Here is a 25,446-nt window from a genome sequence, read left to right on the forward strand (position 1 = left end):
TATGGCGCTGAGCGCGCAATTGGCCGAGTGATCGAAGACCTGTGGGAGCGAGCTTGCTCGCGAAGGGGCCGGAACAGACACCTCGCTTTAATTATCGTGCCGATGCTCTGTGTCGGCATGCAGTTCGTGACGCTCCGCGTCACATATTGGAGCGCTGACGCCTGATTCAGACTGTACGAAATGCAGGCACCCTTAAAGCCTGAGTCTGGTTTACGCGCGCTGTCTCGCCAGACTGAAGATGTGTGACGCAGGGTGTCAAACGGTTCTGCGATTCATAGAGATTCAGGACCCACTCAGCGCGATTGACGCTCCAACACATAAACATGCTCATCCATACGCTCCAATCCGGCCCTCAACCCCTTGGCACTGCTGTGCAGCGTATCCTGCCCACCTACCTTGGTGACCTCCCAGTTCCCTGACATGACCCTCTGCAGCCATGTGTGCGGGACGGAGAATGGCGGGCCTTCGAGCAGGGTCTGGTCGTATTCCAGGGTAATCAGTAAACCGCCGCACGCTTGCGGCATCAGCGCTTCAAGGTGCCGCACATAGCGTTCACGCATGTCCGCTGGCAAGGCGATCAGCGCGGCGCGGTCGTAAAACGCCGCGCAATGACCGATATCGCGCACAGTCAGGGCGAAGAAATCACCGCACCAGATTTCGATACCCGGCGCTGCATAGACCTTGAAGTCGCCCTGCGACGTGATATGCGGCTGCTCATCACGCTCGGTGAAATAGCGCTCTACCGCCGCCTCGGAAAGCTCGGCGCCCACCACGTGATACCCCTGCCCCCTCAGCCAGCTCATGTCCTGGCTCTTGCCACATAACGGCACCAGAACCCGCGCCCCTGGCGCAACCCTCAACGAGGACCAATATTGCTGCAGGTCCTGATTGACCTCGGACTGATGAAAGCCGATCTGCCCGGCACTCCAGCGCTGCAGCCAAAAATCCGCCTGCATGAAACCTCCTGAAAATTCGATAAAAAAGCGCCAGAACTTATATTAGATTTAGATCATAAAAATGACCGACTATGAGTCATCCCACTATTCTGGAGCTTTAAATGTTCCCCAGCCTGTTTATTTCCCATGGCTCCCCCATGCTGGCGCTGGAACCCGGTGACAGCGGCCCGGCTCTGAAGCGACTGGCTGCCAGCCTGCCACGGCCTCGCGCCATCGTGATGGTCTCTGCCCATTGGGAAAGCCATGAACTGATCGTCAACGGCAACCCACAACCCGAGACATGGCATGACTTCGGCGGCTTTCCAGCCGAATTGTTTGCAGTGAAGTACCCGGCGCAAGGGCTGCCGGAATTGACGCGCACGGTGGTTGATCTGCTTGCCGCCAGCGACCTGCCTGCACGCATCGACAGCAGACGCCCGTTCGACCACGGCGTCTGGGTGCCGTTGTCGCTGATGTACCCGGACGCCGATATTCCGGTGGTGCAGGTTTCGCTGCCCAGCCGCCAGGGGCCGCAATTGCAGACCCGCGTGGGCCGGGCACTGGCCAGCTTGCGTGAACAGGGTGTGCTGATCATCGGTTCAGGCAGCATCACGCATAACCTGCGTGACCTTGACTGGAACGCCGGCCCCGACAGTATCAAGCCTTGGGCTGCCGCGTTTCGCGACTGGATGATCGACAAGCTGCAAAACGACGACGAAGCCGCACTGCACGACTACCGCAGCCTCGCTCCTCACGCGATTCGAGCGCACCCCAGTGACGAGCACCTGCTGCCGCTGTATTTCGCACGCGGCGCTGGCGGTGTCTTCGGCATTGCCCATCAGGGCTTCACCATGGGCGCGCTCGGGATGGATATCTATCGGTTCGGGTGAAGCCAATAGCGCCAACCTGCCCGAATTCAAGGCAAAAAAATCCCCGAACCAGTCGGGGATTTTTTATTGGCCGATCAGCTCAAGAGCCGATCAGTCTTCGCGATAGCGACGCAGCTTGAGCTGCTTGCCAGCAACACGGGTGTCCTTGAGCTTGGTCAGCAGACGCTCAAGACCATCTTCCGGCAGTTCGACCAGGCTGAAGCTGTCACGAACCTGGATACGGCCGATCGCTTCGCGGGCCAGGCCGCCTTCGTTGAGAATGGCACCCAGCAGGTTCTTGGCAGCGATACCATCACGCGCACCCAGCGCGGTACGGCAACGAGCACGACCTTCGGCCAATGGAACCGGCGCACGACGCTCACGCTCAGGACGGTCACCACGGTCGCTGCTGCGCTCTGGACGATCACCGCGCGGGGCGTTGTTCGGAACCAGTGGACGCTCGCGCTCGATGGCTGCCAGGGTCAGTGCCTGACCGTTGGTAGCCTTGCGCAGCAGTGCAGCGGCAAGAGCGCGAGGGCTGCAGCCGATGTCGGCAGTCAGACGATCGAGCAGATCACCGTGAGTCGACTCGGCATCAGCGACCAGCGGCGACAGGCTGTTGGTCAGTTTCTTGATGCGCGCATCCAGAACGGCCTGGGCATCCGGCAGGCGGACTTCCGCAACCTTCTGACCGGTAACACGCTCGATCACTTGCAGCATGCGGCGCTCACGAGGCGTCACCAGCAGCAGGGCGCGACCTTCGCGACCGGCACGACCGGTACGGCCGATACGGTGAACGTAGGACTCTGGATCGTAAGGCATGTCCACGTTGAATACGTGGGTGATACGCGGAACGTCAAGACCACGGGCAGCAACGTCGGTCGCCACAACGATGTCCAGACGGCCATCCTTGAGGGATTCGATAACGCGCTCGCGCTGGTTCTGGGCGATGTCGCCGTTCAGTGCAGCAGCCTTGTAGCCTTTGGCTTCAAGAGCGCTGGCCAGATCCAGGGTGGCCTGCTTGGTGCGGACGAACATGATCAGGGCGTCGAAGTCTTCGACTTCCAGCAGGCTCAGTACGGCCGAGGTCTTCTGGTCAGCGTGAACCAGCAGGTGAGCCTGCTCGATCGCGGTAACGGTCTGGGTCTTGGTCTGGATCTTGACGTGCTTCGGATCGCGCAGATGGCGTTCGGCGATGGCACGGATCGACTGTGGCAGCGTGGCCGAGAACAGTACGGTCTGGCGGGTTTCAGGCATGGCCTTGAAGATGACTTCGAGGTCGTCCATGAAGCCCAGCTTGAGCATTTCGTCCGCTTCGTCGAGAACCAGGTGGTTCACGGTCGCCAGGACTTTCTCGTCACGACGCAGGTGGTCGCAGAGACGGCCCGGGGTAGCGACGACGATCTGTGCGCCATTACGGATAGCCTTGAGCTGAGGGCCCATCGGCGCGCCGCCGTAGACCGCTACAACGGTCACGCCCGGCATTTGTTTTGCGTAGGTCTCGAACGCGGTGGCAACCTGAAGTGCCAGTTCGCGGGTCGGGGCCAGGATCAGTGCTTGCGGCTCGCGCTTGCTCGGGTCGATACGATGCAGGATAGGCAGTGCGAACGCGGCGGTTTTACCCGTACCGGTTTGCGCCTGACCAATCATGTCGTGACCGGCGAGAATAATCGGGATCGATTGCTGCTGAATGGCCGAAGGCTCTTCGTAGCCAGTGGCGACGACTGCTGCAACGATATTTGGATGAAGTTCGAGAGCGGCGAAGCCGCCGATTTCCTGGGTCATGGGTCTGCCTCTAGTGCATCCGCAAAGACCCATGCTTCAAAGCTGCGCGTGCCGTGTACGACCTTGAGGTCACCCTGGCTGCTTTGTCGGCGGGGATTTGCGAAAACGTTTGATGAATGGATCGTCCAGGCTAGTCCGTTGTGCGAACAAGCAACCGAAGCTGGCTTCGGGGAACTGCAATACCTTGACGAGGGCCGTGTTAAGGCCGGCGCGCACTATACCGGAAATACGCACCTTGGTGAGTCTTTTTTTACGAAACATTGCGCCATTTTTGAGCGGCGGCAGGCCCTGAGTCCGGGCAGAAGGCCGCCCGATCAGGGCGCGGGCCCGAGATTGCGGGCATTACCGCTTAAACGTTTAATCTATTCTTGCACATGACCGGCATTCCGGCCTTCGAGGTGTGGCGAATTGTCCCACCTCGTTTTCAGCACAATCGACTCAGCTGTCACCTGCTCAGGTGGCAGAACGAATAGCCTTGATCAGCGACGCCAGCGAGTAACCCAGATGCGGCGCAAGTGCCTCGGCTCGTCCGCTCAACGCGTCGATATCCAGCGTCTGATCCAGGTCGGCCGGCACGAGCAGGATGACGTTGCCCTCCTTCACCGGCAGCTCCCAGTAATGGCGATGGTACAAGCCACGCAGCAAGGCGGCCCCCAGCGGCTTGCCGTCGTCGGTGGCCCATTGATTGATGATCAGCCAGCCGCCCGGATTCAGCCGCTGCTGACAGCTCTGCAGGAAATTCCAGGCCAGGTGCCCGACGCCCGGCCCGACATCGGTGTACAGGTCGACAAAGATCAGATCGGCAGGCTCGGCGCTGTCCAGCAGGTCCAGCGCATCGCCGATACGGATATACAGACGCGGATCGTCGTCGAGCCCCATGAACTCCATGGCCAGACGCGGCACATCCGGGCGCAGCTCGATGACTTCCACGTCCTCGAGGGGCAGGAACTTCATGCAGGCCTGGGTCAGCGTGCCGGCCCCCAGCCCTAGAAACAGTGCGCTTTCCGGCGCGTCATGGCACAGCGCGCCGATCAGCATCGCCCGGGTGTAGTCGTACTCCAGCCAGCTCGGATCGGCTGTAAAGGTGCAGCTTTGCTCGATGGCATCGCCAAACTCCAGAAAACGGTAATCCTCCACTTCCAGCACGCGAATCATGCCGAAGTCGTCGTGGACCTCGGCCAGGATTCGCTCTACGCGCTCACGCTCTTCCGTCATCACCGTTCCTGGTTGTCTGCGCCGAGCGCAAAATACGAATTGTCGGGCAAGCGCACGGCTTTGTCACACGTTGTGGCGCACGGCGTCGCTCCAATGGTCCGCACCAGACTGGCAGAGCAACGGCGAACTGCTAACATGCCGATCCGATTGCACAACTCTAGAGCCAATAATGAGCCAACCCTGGAGCCCCGACAGCTGGCGGGCACTGCCGATTCAGCAGCAACCTCACTACCCTGATGCCGAGCACCTGCACAGGGTTGAACAAACGCTGGCCAGCTACCCGCCGCTGGTGTTCGCCGGCGAGGCCCGGGAGTTGCGCCGTCAGTTTGCCGAAGTGACCCAGGGGCGTGCGTTCCTGCTACAGGGCGGCGACTGCGCGGAAAGCTTCATGGAGTTTTCCGCCGCCAAGATTCGCGATACGTTCAAGGTTCTGCTGCAGATGGCAATCGTGATGACGTTTGCCGCCGGCTGCCCGGTGGTGAAAGTCGGACGTATGGCCGGGCAATTTGCCAAGCCACGCTCGGCCAACGACGAAATCATCGACGGCGTGACGCTCCCGGCGTACCGCGGCGATATCGTCAACGGCATCGGGTTCGACGAGAAGAGCCGTGTACCGGACCCGGAGCGCCTGCTGCAGGCCTATAACCAGTCCACCGCCACCCTGAACCTGCTGCGCGCCTTCGCTCAGGGCGGTTTCGCCGACTTGCATCAGGTCCACAAATGGAACCTGGACTTCATCGCCAACTCGGCGCTCGCCGAAAAATACAGCCAGCTGGCCGGGCGTATCGATGAAACCTTGGCGTTCATGCGCGCCTGCGGCATGGACAGCTCGCCGCAATTGCGCGAAACCAGCTTTTTCACCGCCCACGAAGCGCTGCTGCTCAATTACGAAGAAGCTTTCGTGCGACGCGACAGCCTGACCAACGATTACTACGATTGCTCGGCGCACATGCTGTGGATCGGCGACCGCACCCGTCAGTTGGACGGCGCGCATGTCGAGTTCCTGCGCGGGGTCAACAACCCGATCGGCGTCAAGGTCGGCCCGAGCATGAATACCGACGACCTGATTCGCCTGATCGACATCCTCAACCCGGACAACGACCCGGGCCGCCTTAACCTGATCGCGCGCATGGGCGCCAACAAGGTGGGTGATCACTTGCCGCAGCTGATCCGCGCCGTCGAGCGCGAAGGCCGCAAGGTGCTGTGGAGCTCGGACCCGATGCACGGCAACACGATCAAGGCCAGCAGTGGCTACAAGACCCGCGATTTCGCGCAGATTCTTGGCGAAGTGAAGCAGTTCTTTCAGGTGCATCAAGCCGAGGGCACTTATGCGGGCGGCATCCATATCGAAATGACCGGACAGAACGTCACCGAATGCATCGGTGGTGCCCGTCCGATTACTGAAGACGGCCTTTCGGATCGCTATCACACGCACTGTGACCCACGCATGAACGCCGATCAGTCACTGGAACTGGCCTTCCTGATTGCCGAGACCCTCAAGCAGGTCAGGCGCTAAACAGGAAAACCCGGAGCAACTGCCCGCTCAATGCTTGAGCGGGTCGTCCCAGAACGGACGCTCGGCTTCCTGCTGAATATCCGCGCGGCTCAAGCCCAGATCCTTCAGTGTTCCGTCACTCATTTGCGCCAGCAAGTGACGCTGGCGGTGCAGCTCCAGCCAGCGCTGCAGATGACGCTTCAGCGCTATGAACACCGTGCCCGCCTGCAAATACCCATCAGCTCCTTCCACACCTACGCATTGTTTCTGACCTTTCATCATCTTGCCCTCCTTGTGGGATGACTGAAGTCTCGCTTCGGGCGTAGGATCAATCCAACGAATGTTCGTTATGCCTTCCATCTGGGAGATTGATGTATTGGCCACCTACCCGAGCATTGATACCGAACTGTTGCGCACCTTCGTGGCGATTGCCGATCACGGTGGTTTCACCCGTGCAGGCGAAGCCGTCAACCGCACTCAGTCGGCGGTCAGCATGCAGATGAAGCGTCTGGAAGAAGATGTCGTGCAGCGCCCGCTGTTTCAGCGTGAAGGTCGGGTGCTGAACCTGACTGCCGAGGGCCAGGTGCTGCTCGGTTACGCGCGACGAATCCTCAAGCTGCACAGCGAGGTGTTCAACACCTTGCGCGAGCCGCACATGATCGGCGTGGTAAAAATCGGCTCGCCGGATGATTACGTGATGCGCTTCCTGCCCGGCATTCTGGCGCAGTTCGCCCAGGCGTATCCGCTGGTTCAGGTGGAAGTGCATTGCGAGCCATCGGACCTTCTGCTGCAACGTCACGACCTGGATCTGACCATTGTCACGCGCAAGCCCGGCACCGAGATCGGCACACTGCTGCGTCAGGAACGTCTGATGTGGATGGAGGCCATCGGCTTTGCCCCGCATGAGCAAACGCCTATTCCGCTGGCGATGTTCAACACCCACTGCTTCTGTCGTGACTGGGCGTGCAACGCGCTGGACGGCGTCGGGCGTGATTACCGCATCGCCTACAGCAGCTCGAGCATGGCGGCGATCACTGCAGTGGTCAGCGCGGGCCTGGCAGTCACCGCGCAGTTCCAGAGCCTGGCCACAGCGGATTTGCGTATCCTCGGCGAGGCGGAACAATTGCCACAGCTGCCAACCGCCAGCATCGTCCTGCTACGCAAGTCTGGAAATCCCTCGCCCATCACCGAATGCATGGCCGATTACATCATCGCCGGCTTCAAACCTTGAGCGCGAGAATGACCGCACAAAGCACCAGAAATACGCAGAACATCAGGCGCAGGGTTCGCTCCGGCAACGAATGCGCCAGCTTCACGCCCCAGCTGATGCTGGCCAGGCCGCCGATGGCCAGCGGAATGCCCATCGACCAATTGACGTGATCGTGCAGTGCATAGGTGACCAGCGTGATGCCGGTGCTCGGTGCCGCCAGGGACAGCGCCAGCCCTTGGGCCACGACCTGAGTCGTGCCGAAGACACTGGTAAGGATCGGCGTCGCCACGACCCCGCCGCCAACGCCAAACAGACCACCGGTCACGCCGGATCCGACGCCCAGCAGCCATAGCCATTTTTCATGACGCAATCCGCCAGCGACCTGCTTGCTGCGCCAATACATTTGCGCAACATTGAATACGGTCAGCACCACCAGAAAACCGACGAAGCCCAGGCGCATGCCCTGCGGGTCGACGCGGACCGCCAGCAGAGAGGTCAACCAGGCAAAAATGAAACTGGGGATGATCAACATCAGCGCATTACGCAGCAGAATCCGGTTGCGCTGGTTGTAACGCCACAAAGCGAGCAACACATTGGGCAGGACCATCAACAAGGCGGTCCCTTGAGCGAGTTGCTGATCCAGACCGAACAGCACCCCGAGTGCGGGAATTGCCACAAGACCACCACCGATACCGAACAACCCTCCCAGGGTGCCCATCGCTGCACCCAGCAACACAAACATCACAATTTCAATCACACTGCGTCCCCACCCGGTCAATCACCAAATGCTACGCAGTCCTGCTCTGGACCGACACCCGATGACGGCGTTTTTTTCACGCGTCACGCACGATCCCGGCGCCTTGAGCGCGAATGAGCGAAATTATCTGGCGCATTAAAGAGTGCAACACTAAGTTAAACTCATCCGACCGAGTTTGAGGACCTGATATGAGTGCCGACGAAAGCCCGACCCGCTCCGCACCTGCCGATTGCGATTCGCTGCTGCTGGATAACCAATTGTGTTTCGCCCTGTATTCCACCTCGTTGATGATGACCAAGGTTTACAAGCCGCTATTGCAGGCTCTCGGGCTGACCTATCCGCAGTATCTGGCGATGATGGTGCTGTGGGAAAGGGACGGGCTCACCGTCGGCGACGTCAGCACTCGCCTGCTCACCGATCCGGGTTCATTGACGCCCTTGCTCAAGCGCCTCGAAGGCGAGGGCTTCATCAGCCGTACGCGCAGCAAGGAAGACGAGCGGGTGGTGCTGCTCCACCTCACCGCGCAGGGCCGCGAATTGCAGCAAAAGGCCTTGACCGTACCTGGCTGTGTTCTTTCGTCGAGCGGGCTGACCATTGAAAAGCTTCGCGACCTGCAAGCTCAATTGCTGAAGCTGCGCGAGCACCTGCACCATAGCCTCTAGGAAAAGGCGTCACCCCACTCTCGCCATGCCCGGCCACCCAGTGTGAGGTCTGGCAGGCCCTCCAGGCCTGTTACCTCGCCCTCCAGCGACCACCCTCGACCTTTTTACAAAATTAGCTTGCGCGCAAACTATTCTTGGACTACCTTTGCTTTGCGATTAGTTAGCGCGCAAGTATTTAGCGCAATCAAACCTTCATTGAACGAGGCAAGATCATGGACACTCTTTACACCGCAGTTGCAACCGCCACCGGCGGCCGTGATGGTCGTGCTGTTTCCGACGACAAGATTCTCGACGTCAAGCTGGCGACCCCGAAAGAACTCGGCGGTGCTGGCGGCGCAGCCACTAACCCTGAGCAGCTGTTCGCTGCCGGTTATTCGGCCTGCTTCATCGGTGCATTGAAGTTCGTGGCCGGTCAGAGCAAACGCAGCATTCCGGCAGACACCTCGATCACCGCCCACGTAGGCATCGGCCAGATCCCGGGCGGTTTCGGTCTGGACATCGACCTGCATGTCAGCCTGCCAGGCCTGGAGCAAGCCGACGCCCAGCAACTGGTCGATGCCGCTCACGTGGTCTGCCCTTACTCCAACGCCACTCGCGGTAACGTTGATGTGCGCCTGCATGTAACAGTCTGAACCCGTCTGGCGTCTGAGTGACGGCTGCCTGGCAAGAATCTCAGGCACAAAAAAACCCGCAGCGATGCGGGTTTTTTGCGTAACGGGGTTACAAAACCATGCTTACTTCGCACGGCCTTTGTAGGAACCGCCTTCACGGGTATCGATCTCGATCATGTCGCCGATTTCGATGAAGTCAGCAACACTCAGCTCGGTGCCGTTTTTCAGTTTGGCAGGCTTCATGACCTTGCCCGACGTGTCGCCACGAGCGGAGCCTTCGGTGTAGTCGACCTGACGCACGATAGTGGTCGGCAGCTCTACGGAAACCAGACGGTCTTCGAAGAACACGGCTTCGCAGACGTCGGTCATGCCTTCTTCGACGAAAGGCAGAACGCTTTCGATGTCTTCGGCGTTCAGCTCGTACATGGTGTAGTCAGTGGTGTCCATGAACGTGTAGGTGTCACCGCTGATGAAAGACAGGGTGGCTTCCTTGCGATCCAGGATCACGTCGTCCAGCTTGTCGTCGGCGCTGTAAACGATCTCGGTCTTGTAACCGGTCAGCAGGTTTTTCAGCTTGGTCTTCATGATCGCGCTGTTACGACCGGATTTGGTGAATTCAGCTTTCTGAACCAGCCAAGGATCGTTTTCGAGACGGATCACGGTACCGGGTTTCAGCTCTTTACCAGTTTTCATTGCATATATCCGAATTTGGATGGAATTAACCAAAGGCTCTGTACGAGAAACAACCTGCGCAGGCCTTTTTCGTACAGAGCCTTGTATCAAGGCCGCGTATCATAGCGAATTTACATAAAACTGCACCAGCGCCGTGGCAAGATCAGTCTGTGCGGCTTGTTGCTGGCACCAGTGTTCGGCATGTCGCTCGATCTGCGGCCAGTGTTCTGCCAGCGCAGCCCAGCACTCGCCAAGGTCGCCGCCGACATTCCAGCGCTGCCAGAACTGATTCAACGCCTGCGCGACCGCGGGCGAAAGACCCGCGAGATAGAGCGTTAAAAACGCATCGAGCTTGGGCAGATGCGCGTCGTCTTCCTGCTGGTAGATGTGCCAGAGCATCGGCCGCCCCGCCCACTGCGCACGCACGAACGAGTCCTCGCCGCGCACGATGTTGAAATCGCAGCTCCAGAGCAGTTGGTCGTAAAGCTCCTGACGGATGAACGGCAGGACCTGAACCGTCAGCCCGCCGTTGGCCTGAATGAACCCGGCGCGCAGCGGGTCTTCGGTGCCCAGCCAACGCTGCAGGTCGCCGAGGATGCGTCCCTCTGGCACCAGAAGATGCGTCGGCCGGCTGTCGCTGGCCAGGGCATCGAGCCAACTGCCGAGCGCGGCATTTTCATAAGCAAATACCGAGATCAGGCGCGCACCGGCCAACGCTTCGATACCCAACCCGCTCAGGAAGGCTTGCCTTGCCGCGCTGTTTTGCTTAAACGCCTGGCGCTGCTCGATGAGGTTTTTTTCGCGCAACAGGCCACCCGTAGCGTCGGAAAAACCCGGGAAGAAAAAGAACTTCTTCAAACCGTTCGACTGTGGCGATGGCAGGCCGTGGCAGCCAGACACCCAGTCCTCGGCGCTGAGGTAATCGAGGTTCAGCCATAGCGGCCTTGGCGAACGCTGCAGCATCGCTTCGGTGTAGCGCGTCGGCAGGCGGCAGGCGAACGCTTCGATGACCCCATCAGGAATATCGGTGTTCAGCCATTCGGTCGGCCACTGGCAGACGCTCACGCCCTCTTGCCATTGTTGCCGGGCCTGAGGATCGGCTGCGGGGCACAAGCGAACGAAGGCTGACAGATCATCGATCCATAAACGCACCTGCAGGCCATGCTCGGCAACCAGCTGGCGCGCCAGACGCCAGGTCACGCCCGCATCACCGTAGTTGTCGACTACGCTGCAAAAAATGTCCCACGAGGCTTTCATTCTGGCTCCCTGAGGCTGGATGGCAAAAAACGCTGATTGTCGTTCAGAACGGCACGTTGTCACCAGCCTGATGCTGCCGGACAAACAGGCGGCACAGTTTTCATGCCTGACCATCAGGCATGGCACAATCACATCTGTTGGCCTGCAAGGAGTTCAGCCATGTCATTCCCTACCCGCCGTCGCGACCTGTACGTGTCGTTGAAATTGATCGTGTGCATTGCGCTGGGCATCTGGCTGGGCGCCCTGGCGGTGTTTCTGACCGCCCTGCTCTATTACAAAAGCCTGCCACCGGCTCAGACCCAGGCGCTGGACAATGCCGCCGCACAGTTGACCGCCCCGCCCGCGCAAAAGGCCGCTTCCCCGTCTGCGCCGGAGACCGAGATGTTTCGCAAATATGAGCAAAGCCTGCGTGAAAGCGAGGCCCGTCAGGCGCGCGAACAGGCGCAGGAGCAACAACAGCGCACCTTCAACCGCTCGAAGTGTGATTTCTGGATACAGCAGGATCGCACTGCACCGAGCGAAAAAAGCCGTGCCAGCATTGATCAGTACTGCGGATAAACCATGAACAAACAGGATGTACTGCAACGGATCATCGACAAACTGAACATTGATCTGGACATCGCAGAACGAGCGGCGCAGACCGCCTACGAAACGGCTACGCATGAAGAGAACATCGCCGAGAACAAGTACGACACGCTAGGGCTGGAGGCGTCCTATCTGGCCGCTGGCCAGGCACGCCGCGTCGAGGAGATTCGTCAGTCGCTGACGCTTTATCGGAAATGGTCGCTCAAGCCATTCGATGAATCGCGAGGCATTCAGACCGGTGATCTGGTGGTCGTCGAGGATGTTGGCGGGCAGACACATTATCTGTTTCTCGGCCCGGATGCTGCCGGCCTGAAGGTCAGTGCAGGCGATCAGATGGTCACCGTCATTACTGCCAGAGCCCCGCTCGGGCAGAGCCTGCTGGGCAAATTCGAAGACGATGCTGTACAGATTGTCATCAACGGCAGTCGACAATCCTACGAGATCACACAAACGTTGTGACATACCTGGCATCTGCAGGGTTGATCGCATCAAGTTTTTGTGGGTAAGGTGAACCGTCGCCATCAACACCGCAACCGGGGCAACATCAAAGCAAACAAGGACTAAAACCCAAGGAGATTTTTCATGACGAACGTCATCGCATTCCCTGACGCCCATGAACGTGATCGCCTGAAGTCCAGCCAAGATCCGGCGTTGAGATACTTGAACAAGAAAGAACGACAACTGATCGACCAACTGCGTTCGACCAGCCATGCGGGACGGCAGTACGTTTACGACTATGCGAGCATCATGCACTTGTCCAGGCCGTTGTATCCCGAGCCAGTGGACTGATCACGATCGCATGACCTCATCGCAGTCTGCGCCGTTAAATCGGCGCAGACTGCGAGGTTTCGCTTGCTGGCTTCAGCGGATCAGCGAAAAGACCAGTGCTGAAATCGCCACCACACCGGCGGCCACCACAAAGTAGTTGGACCACGCGCCAGCGTATTTACGCATGGCCGGTACCTTGTGGATGGCGTACATCGGCATCAGGAACAGCAAAGCCGAAATCACCGGCCCGCCCAGGGTTTCGATCATGCCCAGGATGCTTGGGTTGAGCGTTGCCACCAGCCAGCACACCACCAGCATGAACGCCGCCGTCATGCGATCCAGCGCCTTGGGTGCAGGACGACGACCTGCCTTCAGAACCAGGCCTTTCAAGCCCTCGCTGGCACCGATGTAGTGGCCGAGAAACGACTTGGAAATGGCCACGAACGCAATCAGCGGTGCGACAAAGGCGATGGTCGGGTTGTTGAAGTGGTTGGCCAGGTAGGACAGGATCGAGATGTTCTGCGCCTTGGCCTCGGCCAGCTGGACAGGCGACAGGGTCAACACGCAACTGAACACGAAGAACAGCACCATCACGACCATCAGACCGTGGGCACGGGCCAGAATCTGCGAACTGCGTACTTCCGCGTTTTCGCCATACTGACGCTTCTGATCGACGGCAAACGCAGAAATGATCGGTGTGTGGTTGAAAGAGAACACCATCACCGGAATGGCCAGCCACAGCGTGGGTATGAACGCCGATAGCTCAGGGAACGTAGTAGCGGTGCTCAGAATGCCGCCGGTCCAGTGCGGGATGAGGAATATCGCCAGGAACAACAGTGCGACGATGAACGGATAAACCATCAGGCTCATGGCCTTGACGATGAACCGCTCGCCACAACGCACCACGGCCAGCAGCCCCATGATCAGCACAAACGCCAGTGCGGCGCGCGGCGGTGGCGTGATGTGCAGCTGGTGCTCAAGAAAACTGCCCACGGTATTGGTCAGGGCCACGCTGTAGATCAGCAGGATCGGGAAGATGGCGAAGAAATACAGCAAGGTGATCATCGCGCCCGCACTCTTGCCGAAATGCTCTTCGACCACATCGGTAATGTCGGCACCTTCACGCCCTGAGAGCACGAAGCGCGTCAAACCGCGGTGAGCGTAGAACGTCATGGGAAACGCCAGCAGTGCCAGCGCCATCAATGGCCAGAAACCACCAATACCCGCGTTGATTGGCAAAAACAGGGTACCCGCACCGATGGCGGTACCGAACAATCCAAGCATCCAGGTGGTGTCATTACGATTCCACGACGCGATGCTCTCGGGAGCTACATCCAGACGTTCTACGACGCCATTAGCCTGATCATTCATCCGGTCGACTCTCCGTGGCCGGTTTATCAAAAAGGGAAACGCATCGAAAAAATCGGCAGTTCAGCGCCCCCCTCGAAAACAGCGGGCGAGATTCTCCGGGATTGACGGCAGAAGTCAAAGGCTTGTAGGACAATAGTTTCTGCAGCGCATGCTGGCATTCGAGCGCACGCCCTTTGTACAAAGGCCTGGAGGGCGGTCGACCTATTGTCGAGGAATTAGTGTTTCAACAGCTTACGGGCTCAATCCAGCCGCCCACACGGCCTAACATCCGGGAACAGTTCTGCATTTTTCCTGGAGGGGCAGCAGCGATATCATGCCGCGCCTGTGCAGTACGCCCGGCAAAAACCTTTCAAGGACCAAAACGATGTTGAGCATCAACGCCGGACCGTTCGCCCTCGCGATATCCCACCTGTTGTTGTTGGGCGCCTTGATAACGGCCACCTGGGTAGAAGCACGGCTTGTCCGGCATACCCTGTCCAGAAAGACTGCGGTATTCGGACTCTTCATTCTGGGTATCGCTACTGCACGTATCGCATTCGTCCTGACCTATTTCCCGCAGTACAGCGACGCCCCCTGGAAGGCACTGGACATCCGTGACGGCGGCTTTCTGGTCTGGCCCGGGGTTATCTGCGCCCTGCTGGGCGGCCTTATCATCGGCTGGCGCCGCCCCGAACAGCGTCGCGCCCTGACATTCGGAATCAGCATCGGACTGGGGATCTGGGTATCAGGCGGTTTTATTCTGGACCATTATCAAAAGGGCAATTCATTGCCTGATACAACCCTTCGGACGCTGACTGGCGAGCCGGTCAGGGTCTCCGACTACCGGGGCAAACCAGTGGTCATCAACCTGTGGGCCACCTGGTGCCCTCCGTGTCGCCGCGAAATGCCAGTGCTGCGCGATATGCAACGGGAACGCGAGGACATTACATTTCTGTTCGTCAATCAGGCCGAAAGCGCCGGAGAAGTCAGCGACTACCTGTCGAAACAGCAATTGGTGCTAAGCAACAGCTTTCTGGATCCGGACGGCGAGTTCGCCCGCCAGGTGGGTTCGGCGGCGCTGCCAACCACTCTCTTCTATTGGCCGGATGGACGCCTGATCGGCAGTCATTTGGGCGAATTGTCCAGCGCCAGCCTCACTCATTATCTGGATAAATAGTCAGCTATTCACCTGCCTGATTGAGATGAAGTTGTCATTGCGAGCGAAAGCCTGCTGCATCGTTTCACCTATCCATGTATAAATGCGCGTACACATTGGCCCTCTCGGAGACTCAGCGCATGCGTTACGCGCTTGATCATAAGGCCCAAACGCACCAACGCATTGTCAAGGAAGCGTCCATGCGCTTCCGTCGTGACGGCATTGGTGCTACGGGCTTGCAACCTTTGATGAAGGCACTTGGCTTGACCCATGGCGGGTTCTACGCGCATTTCAAATCCAAGGATGATCTTGTTGAACAGGCATTGAGTCACGCCCTCGACAATGTAAAGGGAATCACCAGCGACGTTTTCGCCAGGCAGGACTCGCTCAGTGAATTCATTGATCTCTATCTATCAATAGCCAGTCGCGATGCGGAAGACGGCGGGTGCCCGTTACCGACCATGTGCCTGGAACTGGGCCAGCGAGATCAGCCCAGCATGACGACGGATAAAATCATCCTTCACCTGCTGGAGCAGTTCGACAAGCCCCTGGCGGAGAATGGACTGGAGTCCAAGAGCCTGCCGGTGCTGTCCGCACTGGTAGGTGGTCTGGCACTCGCCCGCAGCGCTTTTGACGAGGAGCTGTCGCAGCGCATTCTGGACACGACCCGCGAATATCTCAAAAAGGAGATAAAAAAGAGCACCAACTGACCCTCTGGAACAGATACTTTCTCAGTGAGCTTTCCTGGTGAGAGTTTATAAACACACAGGCCGATCATTGATCGGCCTGTGTGTTTACCGGATGAAACGCTGATCAGTCGATTGCAAGCTTTTCGCGATTCCTCTCCAGGATGGCCTTGCCGATCCCCTTTACTTCGATCAGTTCATCAATCGATGTGAACTCGCCGTTGGCTTCCCGGTAAGCAACAATGGCATCGGCCTTGTTCTTGCCGATCCCCGCCAGTTCTTTCTGAAGTGTCTGCGCATCGGCAGTATTGAGATTGACCCTGTCCTTGCGTTGCTCATGCGCCATAGCGGGCGCTGTGTCTTCCATCATCGGCGAATGGGACATCGCGGGCTCTGCCATGGCGGGCTGAGACGCAGGCGCGGCGTTGACCGCAACCGAGGCACTGGTGAGCAAGGCAAAGATCAAGGCACTGAAGATAGGGGTTCGCATAGATAAAGCTCCATAGCAGTTCAAGGCAGCATTCACATGCTGTGCCTGAAACTTAGATCAGCGTCCCCTTCTGGAAAAGAAGTCGAGCGTTGCTGCCTGTTGCCAGATTGTTCAACGTATTTCCGCCTCTGCCCGATGCCCCGGAAGTACTGATGAAATCACGTTTCGCCGCTGCGCTCCTGATACATCCAGTCAACGATTTCACCCTCTGGCGTATAGCCATTTACCGTTTCGCGCAGCAACTGACGCACGCTGGTGTAATCGTCGCGGTCGACCGCATCCAGCAGTTTTGTCAGGCGGCCTTTCAATACATCCCACGGCAGGCAATCTTCGTTTGCACTCATGATCATCGGGTGCTCGGTGGCAACCACGTTGTCGCCGATCAACAGCTCTTCATAGAGTTTTTCCCCAGGACGCAGCCCGGTGAACTCGATGGAGATATCACCGTGTGGGTTCTTCTCCGAGCGAATGGCCAGTCCGGACAGATGGATCATCTTCTCGGCCAGTTCGACGATCTTGACCGGCTCACCCATATCGAGAACGAAGACATCGCCGCCATGCCCCATGGAGCCCGCCTGAATGACCAACTGAGCGGCTTCGGGGATGGTCATGAAATAGCGAGTGATCTTCGGATGCGTCACCGTCAGCGGCCCGCCTGACTGGATCTGCTTGTGGAACAGCGGGATCACCGAACCGGAAGAGCCAAGCACGTTGCCAAAGCGAACCATGGTAAAGCGGGTCTTGTTGACCTGATAGACGTTGGCCTTGTCACCGAAGATCACTGGCGCGGTTTCGCGGCTCAGTGCCTGCAATATCAGTTCGGCAAGGCGCTTGGTGCTGCCCATCACGTTGGTCGGGCGAACCGCCTTGTCGGTAGAGATCAGGACAAAGTTGGACACCCCTGCCTGCAACGCCGCCTGGGCAGTATTGAGCGTACCCACGACATTGTTGATCACGCCTTCGGCAATATTGTGCTCGACCATTGGCACATGCTTGTAGGCCGCAGCGTGATAGACCGTGTCGACCTTCCAGGTTTTCATGATCGACAGCAGCTTGGGGTGATTGCGTACCGAACCGAGTATGGGCAGCAATTTCACCGAGAGTGACTCGCGAGCCGAGCGCTGTTCAAGCTCGGAAAGAATGCTGTAGAGATTGAACTCGCTATGGTCCAGCAACAGTAATTGGGTAGGTTGCAGCAGCAGTATCTGTCGGCACAGCTCGGAACCGATCGAGCCGCCAGCGCCGGTCACCAGCACCGTCTTGCCCTTGATGCAGTGCTCGAGCAGGTTATCGCGAGCCGGGACTGCGTCGCGGCCCAGAAGGTCTGCGATGTCGACTTCCTGAAGGTCATCGACCTTGACCCTGCCAGCAGCCAGATCCATGAAGCCCGGAACGCTTCGTACGTGCAGCGGAAAGCCTTCCAGAAAACCGAGGATTTCCCGACGACGCCCACGCGACGATGACGGGATTGCCAGGAGGATTTCCTGAGCCCCCGTGGAATCGATCATTCGCTGGATGTTTCGCGGCTTGTAGACCTGAAGACCGGAAATGACCCGGTTGGAAATCGACTCATCATCATCGATGAATGCCACCGGATGCATCAGGCGGCCCATGCGCAATGCGGCGACCAACTGGTTGCCCGCTGCACCGGCGCCGTAAATGGCAACCTTCTGCAAACCGTTGTCGCTCTTGGCAAAAGGCACGTGCTGCGCCGCAGCGAACCAGTCGCCGAGAAAATACTGCCGCATGGCCAGGCGCAGACCACCGATCATGACCATGCTCAACCACCAGTAGTTGAAGATCACCGAACGCGGTACCAATTGCTGGTGGTTACTGTAAACGTAGACCATGCACCCAAGGATCAATGACGACATCGTCACGGCCTTGATGATGGCAATCAGCGCATCATTGCCGAAGTAGCGCATCACTGCGCGATACATGCCGAAGCGGATGAACAGCGGGATAGCCGCAACGGGCGCACTGATGAACAGCCACGTGTGCTTCTCGAGAGGATTGATCAGCTCATCGATACCCAGTCGTACGACAAACGCCATCCACAGAGCCAGCCAGACCAGGAAGACGTCGGTAGCAACCTGAATTATTCGTTTTTTGCGGCGTGGTAGAGCCAGTAATCTGGTCCGCAACCTGCTCATCAATTTTTTTATGCTCCGTTATGCTACCGGTTGCAACATGACCTGAAATCGGTACCTGTGAAACAGCTACGTGTCTGAGACAACCAGAAAAACACTTCGTTACCTTATTCTGCCTTGCCGGCGCGGAACCTCAACGCCAGCAGAATCAGCGGGCAGTAAGCAATCACCGCCCATATAAGCCCCTCTCCATCGCCCAGCGCAACCCATAGTGCAATGGGCAGCAACCAGACAAGATTGATCAACCCCACCGCAAGCGTAACCGGCACATGCCTGCCGTAATGACGCGACGCAAACTGATACGCATGGCTGCGATGTGCCTCGTAGAGCCTTTCCTTGCGTAACAGGCGTCGCACTAGGGTTACAGTCGCGTCGACGATAAACACTCCCAGCAGAATCAACCAGGACCAGAATAACTGAGGCGAGGCCCAGGAACCCTGAATGGATAGCACACCGAGCACTATGCCGAGGAAACCACTGCCCGCATCGCCCATGAATATCTTCGCCGGAGGGAAGTTCCAGTAGAGGAAACCCGCTGCGGCAGCGCCCAGCATGAGTACCTCCCAGGACAGCCCGGCGTGGCCGCCCAGCGCATAGATAATGCTCATGCCCAGGCATACCGTGACCGCCTCGATACCGGCAATGCCGTCTATTCCGTCCATGAAGTTGTAGAGGTTCAGCATCCACACCAGATAGAACGACGCGAGCACCTGCCAGAGCAGCCCCAGGTCGACCCTCCAGCCCATGACATCGAGCGGGGCAAGCCCGTCCAGCCAGAACAAGGCCCAGGCAGCCGCAGCAAAATGCCCCAGCAGACGCCATCGTGCGGCGATATGCCCGTGATCGTCCATGAAACCGATCACCGCCACCAAGCCTCCCGAACCGACGATGGCGACAAGCGCGGAGGAAGGCAGATAACCGGCCCACCCCAGCACAGCCATCGCCATGATGAAAGTAATGACGATGGCAACGCCGCCGCCTCTGGGCGTGGGTATGGAATGCGAACTTCGGGCGTTTGGAATGTCGATCAGACTTTTGGCGAGCGCATACTTGCGCAGCAACGCCGTTAGAATCAGAGACAGAAAGGCAATAGCGATTACCGACAGCCACTCAATCATGCTTGTCGTGTTCCAGATAGTATCGAGCGGTGTCCTGCATGGCGTGTTCAATACTCACAGGTGGATGCCAATCCAGCATCGTACAGGTTTTACTGATATCGACCTGCAGCGAGTTGCACAGCCGTTGTGAAAAAGCTTTCTTGCCCAACAGTGCTGCAGCCGCCTTCAACAGTACGGCCGGCACCGGCAGCAGCCGGGCAGGTTTGCCCAGGGCCTTGCCCATTTCGCGCAGCAGCCTGGACGTCGACAGATCATCCCCGTCACTGACCAGAAACGTCTGGTCAGCCGCAGCGGGATGATCGACACAGACCGTCACCAGGTCTGCCAGGTTATCCACCGCCACCAGGCTTCTGCGATTGTCGATGGCCCCGAGCGGCAGCGGCAGCCCTTTGTCCAGCCAGCGCATCATGCTTCTGAAGTTGGCCTTGACCCCCGGACCATAGACCAATACCGGTCGAATGATCACCACCTGCATACCGGTGCGGGCAGACAACTCGCGCAAGCCCTCTTCAGCCCTGTGCTTTGACACACCATAGGCATCCAGCGGATTGCACGGGTCGCTGGCCGTGAATGGCGCACCCGCAAGCGTAGACTCGCCATTGGCCTTGATGGAACTGATAAAGATGAAGCGTCTGACGCCTGCTGCTGCGGCCTGCTCGGCCAGATTAAGCGTTGCGGTGACGTTGGCGCGGAAGTATTCCTGATCCGGCGCTTCAGCGGTCTCGTTCAGTACATGAACCCGGGCAGCACAATGAATCACCACGTGCGCGCCAGCTACAAAACTTGCCCATTGATTGTCCGGTGCCAATGATTGCGCGCTGACAACATCGACGCGCGGACTGGAAGCGACATAACCGCCCCGGACTGCAACCCTCACAGCAAAGCCTGTGCGCTCGATCAGCCGACGAACCACGGCACTGCCCACGAAACCTGTCGCACCTGTTATTGCAACCAATGCAACATCACCGCTCATACAAACACGCCCTTCCAAATCGGCCAAATATTGCTCAAGTAACGCCTTCTGACAACTGAAATATGTTCAATCCATTTTATAACTTTCAAGATGACGCTCAACGTGCACCAAGGTCAATGCGCAATAATCACGCCCTGGGACTCACTTGCAAGAAGTCGATTACCACGCCAGCCGACAACTAACGTGCTCATGGTGCCTTCAAGGGATGAGCAGTTCCAATGGGCGCTTTTCGAGCGAGTACTTACGACTCAGAATATTACCCAGCACTTTTTTCGCAGCCGTTTCGCCATGCACCAGCCGAATCTGCGTCGGCCACTCTTTCATCTCCGTGACGAACTCGACCAATTCGACCTGATCGGCGTGAGCAGAATAGCCTTTTGCGGTGTGGACACCGGCTTTTATATCAAAGCGCTCGCGGTCCAGCTCAACATAGCCACCCGATGGGCCATGCAACTGAATGGCCTCGCCCGGTGTTCCCTTGCCCTGATAGCCGACAAATACCACATTATGTCGTGTGTCGCCGAGCATGGCTTTCAGATAGTTGACGATTCTGCCTCCGGCACACATGCCGTTACCGGCAATCACGATGGCCGGACGCGCCGTGCTGGCCAGATAATTGACCGTGCGCAGGTGCTCCTCATGAGTGTCGACGGTAACCAGCTGTTCGAAGCCCAACGGCTTTCTGCCGATGTCGAGCCTCAGCCGGGCGTCCTCATCCCAATAATCTTCGAACGACTGATAGACCTTGGTAAAACGACTCGCCAGAGGCGAATCAAGGATGATCGGCAACCTCGACCAGTCCGGGTCACCCTCACTCGGATGCCCGCTGTTTCCCGCACAGTGAGTCGACGGTACCTTGCGTCGCAGTATGTCTTCCAGTTCGTAGAGCAATTCCTGGGTTCGGCCGATGCTGAACGCCGGTATCAGCACGGTGCCGTTATCCTCCAGCGCCTTGTCTATGATGCGCTCAAGCCCTTGCTGACGAACGTTGCGATCTTCGTGAACACGATTGCCATAGGTGCTTTCCAGCACCAACACATCCGCGCGCTCGGGCGGCTTCGGCGCAGGTAGAAACGGTGTATGACTCGCCCCCAGATCACCGGAAAACACCACCCGCACAGAACGCTCCCGGTCAGGATATTGAAGATCGCATTCTATATAGGCTGACCCCAATATGTGTCCGGCGCGCTGCAAACGGACCCGGCAATGCACGGATTCGTTGTCGACCAGGCTGAACCAGTCATTGAATGGCAGAGCGATGATTCTCTTGTTGATGACGTCCAGGTAGCGCGCGACTTGCCCGGGGTCGTGTGCAAATTCAATTTTCAGGAGATCTTCCATGACCAGTGGCAACAGATGAGCACTGGGCTCACTGCACAGTATCGGCCCCTTGTAACCGGATGCCAGCAACTCGGGAATACGCCCGACATGGTCATTGTGTACGTGGCTGATCAACAGCGCCCTGATAGTCTGCGGATCGAATCCGAATGACGCGGTCCCGGATTGCCTGCCGCGCTCCTGTACCGACCCACAGTCAATCAACAGGCTGCTCGATGCGTCCATGTGCAGTTGGTGACACGAGCCCGTCACTGTATCGACAGCGCCGTGATGAATGATTTGCGGATAAGACATGCAGTCACCTTTTCTCGCCAGCCTGCTCTGAATATGCGGGACATCCGGCATCAGGTCTGGACATTAAGTTTCGGCGCATTCTGCACTTGAACGATTCATTTTCAAGCCTTGACACAAGGCTGTCAGGGCAGCAGTAATCGACGCTGAAAATGAATATAACCCGCACCCCCTTTAAAATGGGTACACGAATTAAAAAAGCGAATATTCCTACACGATGAAGTAACTAGTCGTCATGTAAGCCAAGAATAAACCGACAGAATTATAAGGCTCTTTTTTCGATAAAACCGTTTGAAGACACAATGAAGCGCGCCAGGTCAGCAGCAGCGCCTGCTGCTTCGTGAACAGAAGGGAGTAAAAGACGCGCGACATCGTGTCGCCAGATCGATCTCCGACGACGCTTGATCAGCGCTGCTCAGACAGAGCGAGGGGAAGGTACGCGCTTTTTACGAAGGCTGGCTATCCATGCCAGTATCGGACCGATGATCATGCCCACGAGCAACGCAAGGACAACAGGCAATGCCAGCGGAAGCTGAGGCGCCGACCAACCGAAAAACGTCACGGCAACAGACTGCCGGTTCTCAAGCACAAACACGGTTGTTGCCAAAACAACGAGCAACACGGCGACGATCAAAATGACTCGTTTGAAGATACGCATCTGGTGATCCTGTGGTGAATGGCTTTAAAAGCCCTCTTCTTCATCCTCGTTGACCCGATCCCGCAGTTCCTTGCCCGGCTTGAAATGCGGGACAAACTTGCCATCGAGACTGACCGACTGACCGGTCTTCGGGTTGCGCCCAACCCGCGGTGCGCGGTAATGCAGCGAAAAGCTGCCAAAGCCCCGAATCTCGATTCGGTCTCCGGTTGCCAGGCACTGGGACATTTGTTCAAGCATGGTCTTGATGGCCAGCTCGACATCCTTGGATGAGAGCAGCCCTTGATGGGTGACAATTCGTTCGATCAACTCCGACTTCGTCATATTTTTCCCTTCTTTTTCAAGCAGCTAGATCAGCGCTTGGAAGGTTTTAGCATGACCGGATGAATTTGAACAGCCCATCTATTGACTTATGTTCAACACCGTCTAACCAGGCATGAACAGATTACAGCGACATGACAGGAGGGAGGTAGAGGAAGAGAGCTGGAGCAATAGACGAAACGAGACAGCCTGAGAGGCCACTGGAGGCGTTTTGCGACTCACGCTGTACGTGAGAGCAAGCCAGGAAGATCCGAACCTGCAGGGCCTGAACGACAGAAACAAAAAAGGACGACCGAAGTCGTCCTTTTTTTGGTCAAGCAGAACTTAGTTCTGTTTTTCCATTTGCGCGCGCAGCAGGTCACCAATAGTGGTAGGACCAGTGCTTTCAGCGACTTCAGGCTTGCTACGCAGGCTCTGGATCGCTTCTTTCTCGTCTTCAACGTCTTTCGACTTGATGGACAAGCTGATTACGCGGCTCTTGCGGTCAACGCTGATGATCTTGGCTTCGATCTCTTCGCCTTCCTTCAGAACGTTACGCGCGTCTTCTACGCGGTCACGGCTGATTTCGGAAGCCTTGAGGGTCGCTTCGATGTCGTCGGCCAGAGTGATGATGGCGCCTTTGGCGTCAACTTCTTTAACGATACCGCGAACGATGGCGCCCTTGTCATTGACAGTGACGTACTCGGAGAACGGATCGCTTTCCAGCTGCTTGATACCCAGCGAGATACGCTCACGCTCAGGATCAACCGACAGGATCACAGTGTCGAGCTCGTCGCCCTTCTTGAAGCGACGTACGGCTTCTTCGCCCACTTCGTTCCAGGAGATGTCGGACAGGTGAACCAGACCGTCGATGCCGCCGTCCAGACCAATGAAGATACCGAAATCGGTGATCGACTTGATGGTGCCGGAGATTTTATCGCCCTTGTTGAACTGGCCAGAGAAATCTTCCCATGGGTTGGATTTGCACTGCTTGATGCCGAGGGAGATACGACGACGCTCTTCGTCGATGTCCAGAACCATGACTTCCACTTCGTCGCCAACCTGAACGACTTTCGAAGGGTGGATGTTCTTGTTGGTCCAGTCCATTTCGGAAACGTGTACCAGGCCTTCCACGCCTTCTTCCAGCTCTGCGAAGCAGCCGTAGTCGGTCAGGTTGGTAACACGCGCGGTAACGCGGGTGCTTTCCGGGTAGCGAGCCTTGATAGCAACCCATGGGTCTTCACCCAGTTGCTTCAGACCCAGGGAAACACGATTGCGCTCGCGATCGTACTTCAGGACCTTGACATCGATCTCGTCGCCAACGTTGACGATTTCCGATGGATGCTTGATGCGCTTCCAGGCCATGTCGGTGATGTGCAGCAGGCCATCGACGCCACCCAGATCGACGAATGCGCCGTAATCGGTGAGGTTCTTGACGATACCCTTGACTTGCTGACCTTCCTGCAGGGACTCGAGCAGAGCTTCGCGCTCGGCACTGTTCTCGGCTTCCAGGACACTGCGACGGGAAACGACAACGTTGTTGCGCTTCTGGTCCAGCTTGATGACCTTGAACTCGAGCTCTTTGCCTTCCAGGTGAGTCGTGTCACGCACAGGGCGGACGTCAACCAGAGAACCAGGCAGGAACGCACGGATGCCGTTAACGTCGACAGTGAAGCCGCCTTTAACCTTACCGTTGATAACGCCCTTGACCACTTCTTCAGCTGCGAAAGCCGCTTCCAGAACGATCCAGCACTCGGCACGCTTGGCTTTTTCGCGGGACAGCTTGGTTTCGCCAAAGCCATCTTCGACCGCGTCCAGCGCAACGTGAACTTCATCACCGATCTTGATGGTCAGCTCGCCAGCGTCGTTGTGGAACTGTTCCAGCGGGATGAGGCCTTCAGATTTCAGACCGGCGTGAACCGTAACCCAACCTGCCTGGTAGTCGATATCAACGATGATCGCGGTGATGATCGAACCGGCCTGAAGGTTGAGGGTCTTTAGGCTTTCTTCAAAAAGTTCTGCAAAGCTTTCGCTCATTTTAATTCCTGTTGATCAAGGGCGAAGAATACGCCCATCTGCCACGCTCCAGACAACGTGGGTTTCGTTCAAGTAAAAGAA

The 25,446-nt window shown here is 57.7% G+C and carries 26 protein-coding genes; 10 read left to right on the plus strand and 16 right to left on the minus strand.

Going from position 1 to position 25,446, the window contains the following annotated elements:
* Positions 1-293: 293 nt before the first annotated feature.
* Positions 294-956, minus strand: a complete 663-nt coding sequence (locus tag GE543_RS19750) for a thiopurine S-methyltransferase (protein WP_153222200.1) — start codon at positions 954-956, stop codon at positions 294-296.
* Positions 957-1,057: 101 nt separating this feature from the next.
* Between GE543_RS19750 and GE543_RS19755 the strand changes: the two genes are divergently transcribed.
* Positions 1,058-1,825 (plus strand): class III extradiol ring-cleavage dioxygenase, encoded by a 768-nt coding sequence (locus tag GE543_RS19755; RefSeq protein ID WP_153222201.1) that lies wholly within the window; start codon positions 1,058-1,060, stop codon positions 1,823-1,825.
* A 90-nt stretch (positions 1,826-1,915) separates the two neighbouring features.
* Here GE543_RS19755 and GE543_RS19760 read toward each other — a convergent pair whose 3' ends face one another.
* Together GE543_RS19760 and GE543_RS19770 are read right to left on the minus strand one after the other, a co-directional pair.
* Positions 1,916-3,622 (minus strand): DEAD/DEAH box helicase, encoded by a 1,707-nt coding sequence (locus GE543_RS19760; protein ID WP_172452258.1) that lies wholly within the window; start codon positions 3,620-3,622, stop codon positions 1,916-1,918.
* A 420-nt stretch (positions 3,623-4,042) separates the two neighbouring features.
* Positions 4,043-4,804, minus strand: a complete 762-nt coding sequence (locus tag GE543_RS19770; RefSeq protein ID WP_003418072.1) for a spermidine synthase — start codon at positions 4,802-4,804, stop codon at positions 4,043-4,045.
* Between the two features lie 169 nt (positions 4,805-4,973).
* Here GE543_RS19770 and GE543_RS19775 point away from each other — a divergent pair, with 169 nt between their 5' ends.
* On the plus strand, positions 4,974-6,320 hold the full coding sequence (locus tag GE543_RS19775) for a class II 3-deoxy-7-phosphoheptulonate synthase (RefSeq protein WP_003418074.1): 1,347 nt from the start codon (positions 4,974-4,976) through the stop codon (positions 6,318-6,320).
* 27 nt (positions 6,321-6,347) lie between these two features.
* Here the strand turns inward: GE543_RS19775 and GE543_RS19780 are convergent, their stop codons facing one another.
* Complete coding sequence (locus GE543_RS19780; RefSeq protein ID WP_046236226.1) at positions 6,348-6,581, minus strand: DUF1127 domain-containing protein; 234 nt, start codon at positions 6,579-6,581, stop codon at positions 6,348-6,350.
* Between the two features lie 94 nt (positions 6,582-6,675).
* Between GE543_RS19780 and GE543_RS19785 the strand changes: the two genes are divergently transcribed.
* On the plus strand, positions 6,676-7,530 hold the full coding sequence (locus tag GE543_RS19785; protein ID WP_218161367.1) for a LysR substrate-binding domain-containing protein: 855 nt from the start codon (positions 6,676-6,678) through the stop codon (positions 7,528-7,530).
* On the opposite strand, the gene GE543_RS19790 is transcribed toward GE543_RS19785, so the two are convergent.
* The gene (locus tag GE543_RS19790) at positions 7,520-8,266 is read right to left on the minus strand and encodes a sulfite exporter TauE/SafE family protein (protein ID WP_371927205.1); all 747 of its coding nucleotides are present in this window, start codon (positions 8,264-8,266) and stop codon (positions 7,520-7,522) included. The genes GE543_RS19785 and GE543_RS19790 overlap by 11 nt on opposite strands.
* A gap of 188 nt (positions 8,267-8,454) precedes the next feature.
* On the opposite strand from GE543_RS19790, the gene GE543_RS19795 reads away from it, so the two are divergent.
* Both GE543_RS19795 and GE543_RS19800 read left to right on the plus strand, forming a co-directional pair.
* Positions 8,455-8,928: a MarR family winged helix-turn-helix transcriptional regulator gene (locus GE543_RS19795; RefSeq protein WP_004411150.1), complete on the plus strand. Its 474-nt coding sequence runs from the start codon at positions 8,455-8,457 to the stop codon at positions 8,926-8,928.
* Positions 8,929-9,140: 212 nt separating this feature from the next.
* Complete coding sequence (locus GE543_RS19800) at positions 9,141-9,560, plus strand: organic hydroperoxide resistance protein (RefSeq protein ID WP_003342698.1); 420 nt, start codon at positions 9,141-9,143, stop codon at positions 9,558-9,560.
* Between the two features lie 102 nt (positions 9,561-9,662).
* Here GE543_RS19800 and GE543_RS19805 read toward each other — a convergent pair whose 3' ends face one another.
* Positions 9,663-10,232 (minus strand): elongation factor P, encoded by a 570-nt coding sequence (locus GE543_RS19805; protein ID WP_002554550.1) that lies wholly within the window; start codon positions 10,230-10,232, stop codon positions 9,663-9,665.
* Between the two features lie 99 nt (positions 10,233-10,331).
* On the minus strand, positions 10,332-11,468 hold the full coding sequence (gene earP, locus GE543_RS19810) for an elongation factor P maturation arginine rhamnosyltransferase EarP (protein WP_044312322.1): 1,137 nt from the start codon (positions 11,466-11,468) through the stop codon (positions 10,332-10,334).
* 159 nt (positions 11,469-11,627) lie between these two features.
* Here earP and GE543_RS19815 point away from each other — a divergent pair, with 159 nt between their 5' ends.
* From GE543_RS19815 to GE543_RS19825, 3 genes are all read left to right on the plus strand, one after another.
* Positions 11,628-12,026, plus strand: coding sequence for a hypothetical protein (locus GE543_RS19815; RefSeq protein WP_153222203.1), 399 nt, complete (start codon positions 11,628-11,630; stop codon positions 12,024-12,026).
* 3 nt (positions 12,027-12,029) lie between these two features.
* Positions 12,030-12,512, plus strand: coding sequence for a transcription elongation factor GreAB (locus tag GE543_RS19820; RefSeq protein WP_153222204.1), 483 nt, complete (start codon positions 12,030-12,032; stop codon positions 12,510-12,512).
* A 123-nt stretch (positions 12,513-12,635) separates the two neighbouring features.
* Positions 12,636-12,842, plus strand: coding sequence for a hypothetical protein (locus tag GE543_RS19825; protein ID WP_002554553.1), 207 nt, complete (start codon positions 12,636-12,638; stop codon positions 12,840-12,842).
* A 72-nt stretch (positions 12,843-12,914) separates the two neighbouring features.
* Here GE543_RS19825 and GE543_RS19830 read toward each other — a convergent pair whose 3' ends face one another.
* Positions 12,915-14,192, minus strand: a complete 1,278-nt coding sequence (locus GE543_RS19830) for an aromatic amino acid transport family protein (RefSeq protein WP_003418093.1) — start codon at positions 14,190-14,192, stop codon at positions 12,915-12,917.
* 364 nt (positions 14,193-14,556) lie between these two features.
* Here GE543_RS19830 and GE543_RS19835 point away from each other — a divergent pair, with 364 nt between their 5' ends.
* Together GE543_RS19835 and GE543_RS19840 are read left to right on the plus strand one after the other, a co-directional pair.
* The gene (locus GE543_RS19835) at positions 14,557-15,348 is read left to right on the plus strand and encodes a TlpA disulfide reductase family protein (RefSeq protein WP_153222205.1); all 792 of its coding nucleotides are present in this window, start codon (positions 14,557-14,559) and stop codon (positions 15,346-15,348) included.
* A gap of 119 nt (positions 15,349-15,467) precedes the next feature.
* Entirely contained in the window at positions 15,468-16,037 is a 570-nt protein-coding gene (locus GE543_RS19840) for a TetR/AcrR family transcriptional regulator (protein WP_032699299.1), read from the plus strand.
* A gap of 103 nt (positions 16,038-16,140) precedes the next feature.
* Here GE543_RS19840 and GE543_RS19845 read toward each other — a convergent pair whose 3' ends face one another.
* From GE543_RS19845 to rpsA, 8 genes are all read right to left on the minus strand, one after another.
* On the minus strand, positions 16,141-16,503 hold the full coding sequence (locus tag GE543_RS19845) for a helix-hairpin-helix domain-containing protein (RefSeq protein ID WP_003418099.1): 363 nt from the start codon (positions 16,501-16,503) through the stop codon (positions 16,141-16,143).
* Between the two features lie 158 nt (positions 16,504-16,661).
* Positions 16,662-18,656, minus strand: coding sequence for a nucleoside-diphosphate sugar epimerase/dehydratase (locus tag GE543_RS19850; RefSeq protein ID WP_003393786.1), 1,995 nt, complete (start codon positions 18,654-18,656; stop codon positions 16,662-16,664).
* A 104-nt stretch (positions 18,657-18,760) separates the two neighbouring features.
* On the minus strand, positions 18,761-19,771 hold the full coding sequence (locus GE543_RS19855) for a glycosyltransferase family 4 protein (RefSeq protein WP_153222206.1): 1,011 nt from the start codon (positions 19,769-19,771) through the stop codon (positions 18,761-18,763).
* Complete coding sequence (locus GE543_RS19860; RefSeq protein ID WP_153222207.1) at positions 19,764-20,744, minus strand: SDR family oxidoreductase; 981 nt, start codon at positions 20,742-20,744, stop codon at positions 19,764-19,766. Before GE543_RS19860 ends, GE543_RS19855 begins: the two co-directional genes overlap by 8 nt.
* A gap of 198 nt (positions 20,745-20,942) precedes the next feature.
* On the minus strand, positions 20,943-22,376 hold the full coding sequence (locus GE543_RS19865; RefSeq protein WP_153222208.1) for an MBL fold metallo-hydrolase: 1,434 nt from the start codon (positions 22,374-22,376) through the stop codon (positions 20,943-20,945).
* 412 nt (positions 22,377-22,788) lie between these two features.
* Positions 22,789-23,031, minus strand: coding sequence for a lipopolysaccharide assembly protein LapA domain-containing protein (locus GE543_RS19870; protein WP_032699275.1), 243 nt, complete (start codon positions 23,029-23,031; stop codon positions 22,789-22,791).
* A gap of 24 nt (positions 23,032-23,055) precedes the next feature.
* Positions 23,056-23,352 carry an integration host factor subunit beta gene (gene ihfB / locus GE543_RS19875; RefSeq protein WP_002554561.1) on the minus strand — a complete coding sequence of 99 codons (297 nt, stop codon included), beginning with the start codon at positions 23,350-23,352 and terminating at the stop codon, positions 23,056-23,058.
* 321 nt (positions 23,353-23,673) lie between these two features.
* Positions 23,674-25,365 (minus strand): 30S ribosomal protein S1, encoded by a 1,692-nt coding sequence (rpsA, locus tag GE543_RS19880; protein WP_002554562.1) that lies wholly within the window; start codon positions 25,363-25,365, stop codon positions 23,674-23,676.
* Positions 25,366-25,446 lie beyond the last annotated feature (81 nt).

Source organism: Pseudomonas sp. SZ57 (assembly GCF_009495975.1).
In the GTDB taxonomy this organism is placed as follows: Bacteria; Pseudomonadota; Gammaproteobacteria; order Pseudomonadales; family Pseudomonadaceae; genus Aquipseudomonas; species Aquipseudomonas syringae.

Coding starts and splice junctions, on each gene's coding strand:
- GE543_RS19750 (WP_153222200.1), bottom strand. CDS start 956: ATGCAGGCGGATTTTTGGCTGCAGCGCTGGAGTGCCGGGCAGATCGGC.
- GE543_RS19755 (WP_153222201.1), top strand. CDS start 1,058: ATGTTCCCCAGCCTGTTTATTTCCCATGGCTCCCCCATGCTGGCGCTG.
- GE543_RS19760 (WP_172452258.1), bottom strand. CDS start 3,622: ATGGGTCTTTGCGGATGCACTAGAGGCAGACCCATGACCCAGGAAATC.
- GE543_RS19770 (WP_003418072.1), bottom strand. CDS start 4,804: ATGACGGAAGAGCGTGAGCGCGTAGAGCGAATCCTGGCCGAGGTCCAC.
- GE543_RS19775 (WP_003418074.1), top strand. CDS start 4,974: ATGAGCCAACCCTGGAGCCCCGACAGCTGGCGGGCACTGCCGATTCAG.
- GE543_RS19780 (WP_046236226.1), bottom strand. CDS start 6,581: ATGATGAAAGGTCAGAAACAATGCGTAGGTGTGGAAGGAGCTGATGGG.
- GE543_RS19795 (WP_004411150.1), top strand. CDS start 8,455: ATGAGTGCCGACGAAAGCCCGACCCGCTCCGCACCTGCCGATTGCGAT.
- GE543_RS19800 (WP_003342698.1), top strand. CDS start 9,141: ATGGACACTCTTTACACCGCAGTTGCAACCGCCACCGGCGGCCGTGAT.
- GE543_RS19805 (WP_002554550.1), bottom strand. CDS start 10,232: ATGAAAACTGGTAAAGAGCTGAAACCCGGTACCGTGATCCGTCTCGAA.
- earP (WP_044312322.1), bottom strand. CDS start 11,468: ATGAAAGCCTCGTGGGACATTTTTTGCAGCGTAGTCGACAACTACGGT.
- GE543_RS19815 (WP_153222203.1), top strand. CDS start 11,628: ATGTCATTCCCTACCCGCCGTCGCGACCTGTACGTGTCGTTGAAATTG.
- GE543_RS19820 (WP_153222204.1), top strand. CDS start 12,030: ATGAACAAACAGGATGTACTGCAACGGATCATCGACAAACTGAACATT.
- GE543_RS19825 (WP_002554553.1), top strand. CDS start 12,636: ATGACGAACGTCATCGCATTCCCTGACGCCCATGAACGTGATCGCCTG.
- GE543_RS19830 (WP_003418093.1), bottom strand. CDS start 14,192: ATGAATGATCAGGCTAATGGCGTCGTAGAACGTCTGGATGTAGCTCCC.
- GE543_RS19835 (WP_153222205.1), top strand. CDS start 14,557: ATGTTGAGCATCAACGCCGGACCGTTCGCCCTCGCGATATCCCACCTG.
- GE543_RS19840 (WP_032699299.1), top strand. CDS start 15,468: ATGCGTTACGCGCTTGATCATAAGGCCCAAACGCACCAACGCATTGTC.
- GE543_RS19845 (WP_003418099.1), bottom strand. CDS start 16,503: ATGCGAACCCCTATCTTCAGTGCCTTGATCTTTGCCTTGCTCACCAGT.
- GE543_RS19850 (WP_003393786.1), bottom strand. CDS start 18,656: ATGAGCAGGTTGCGGACCAGATTACTGGCTCTACCACGCCGCAAAAAA.
- GE543_RS19855 (WP_153222206.1), bottom strand. CDS start 19,771: ATGATTGAGTGGCTGTCGGTAATCGCTATTGCCTTTCTGTCTCTGATT.
- GE543_RS19860 (WP_153222207.1), bottom strand. CDS start 20,744: ATGAGCGGTGATGTTGCATTGGTTGCAATAACAGGTGCGACAGGTTTC.
- GE543_RS19865 (WP_153222208.1), bottom strand. CDS start 22,376: ATGTCTTATCCGCAAATCATTCATCACGGCGCTGTCGATACAGTGACG.
- GE543_RS19870 (WP_032699275.1), bottom strand. CDS start 23,031: ATGCGTATCTTCAAACGAGTCATTTTGATCGTCGCCGTGTTGCTCGTT.
- ihfB (WP_002554561.1), bottom strand. CDS start 23,352: ATGACGAAGTCGGAGTTGATCGAACGAATTGTCACCCATCAAGGGCTG.
- rpsA (WP_002554562.1), bottom strand. CDS start 25,365: ATGAGCGAAAGCTTTGCAGAACTTTTTGAAGAAAGCCTAAAGACCCTC.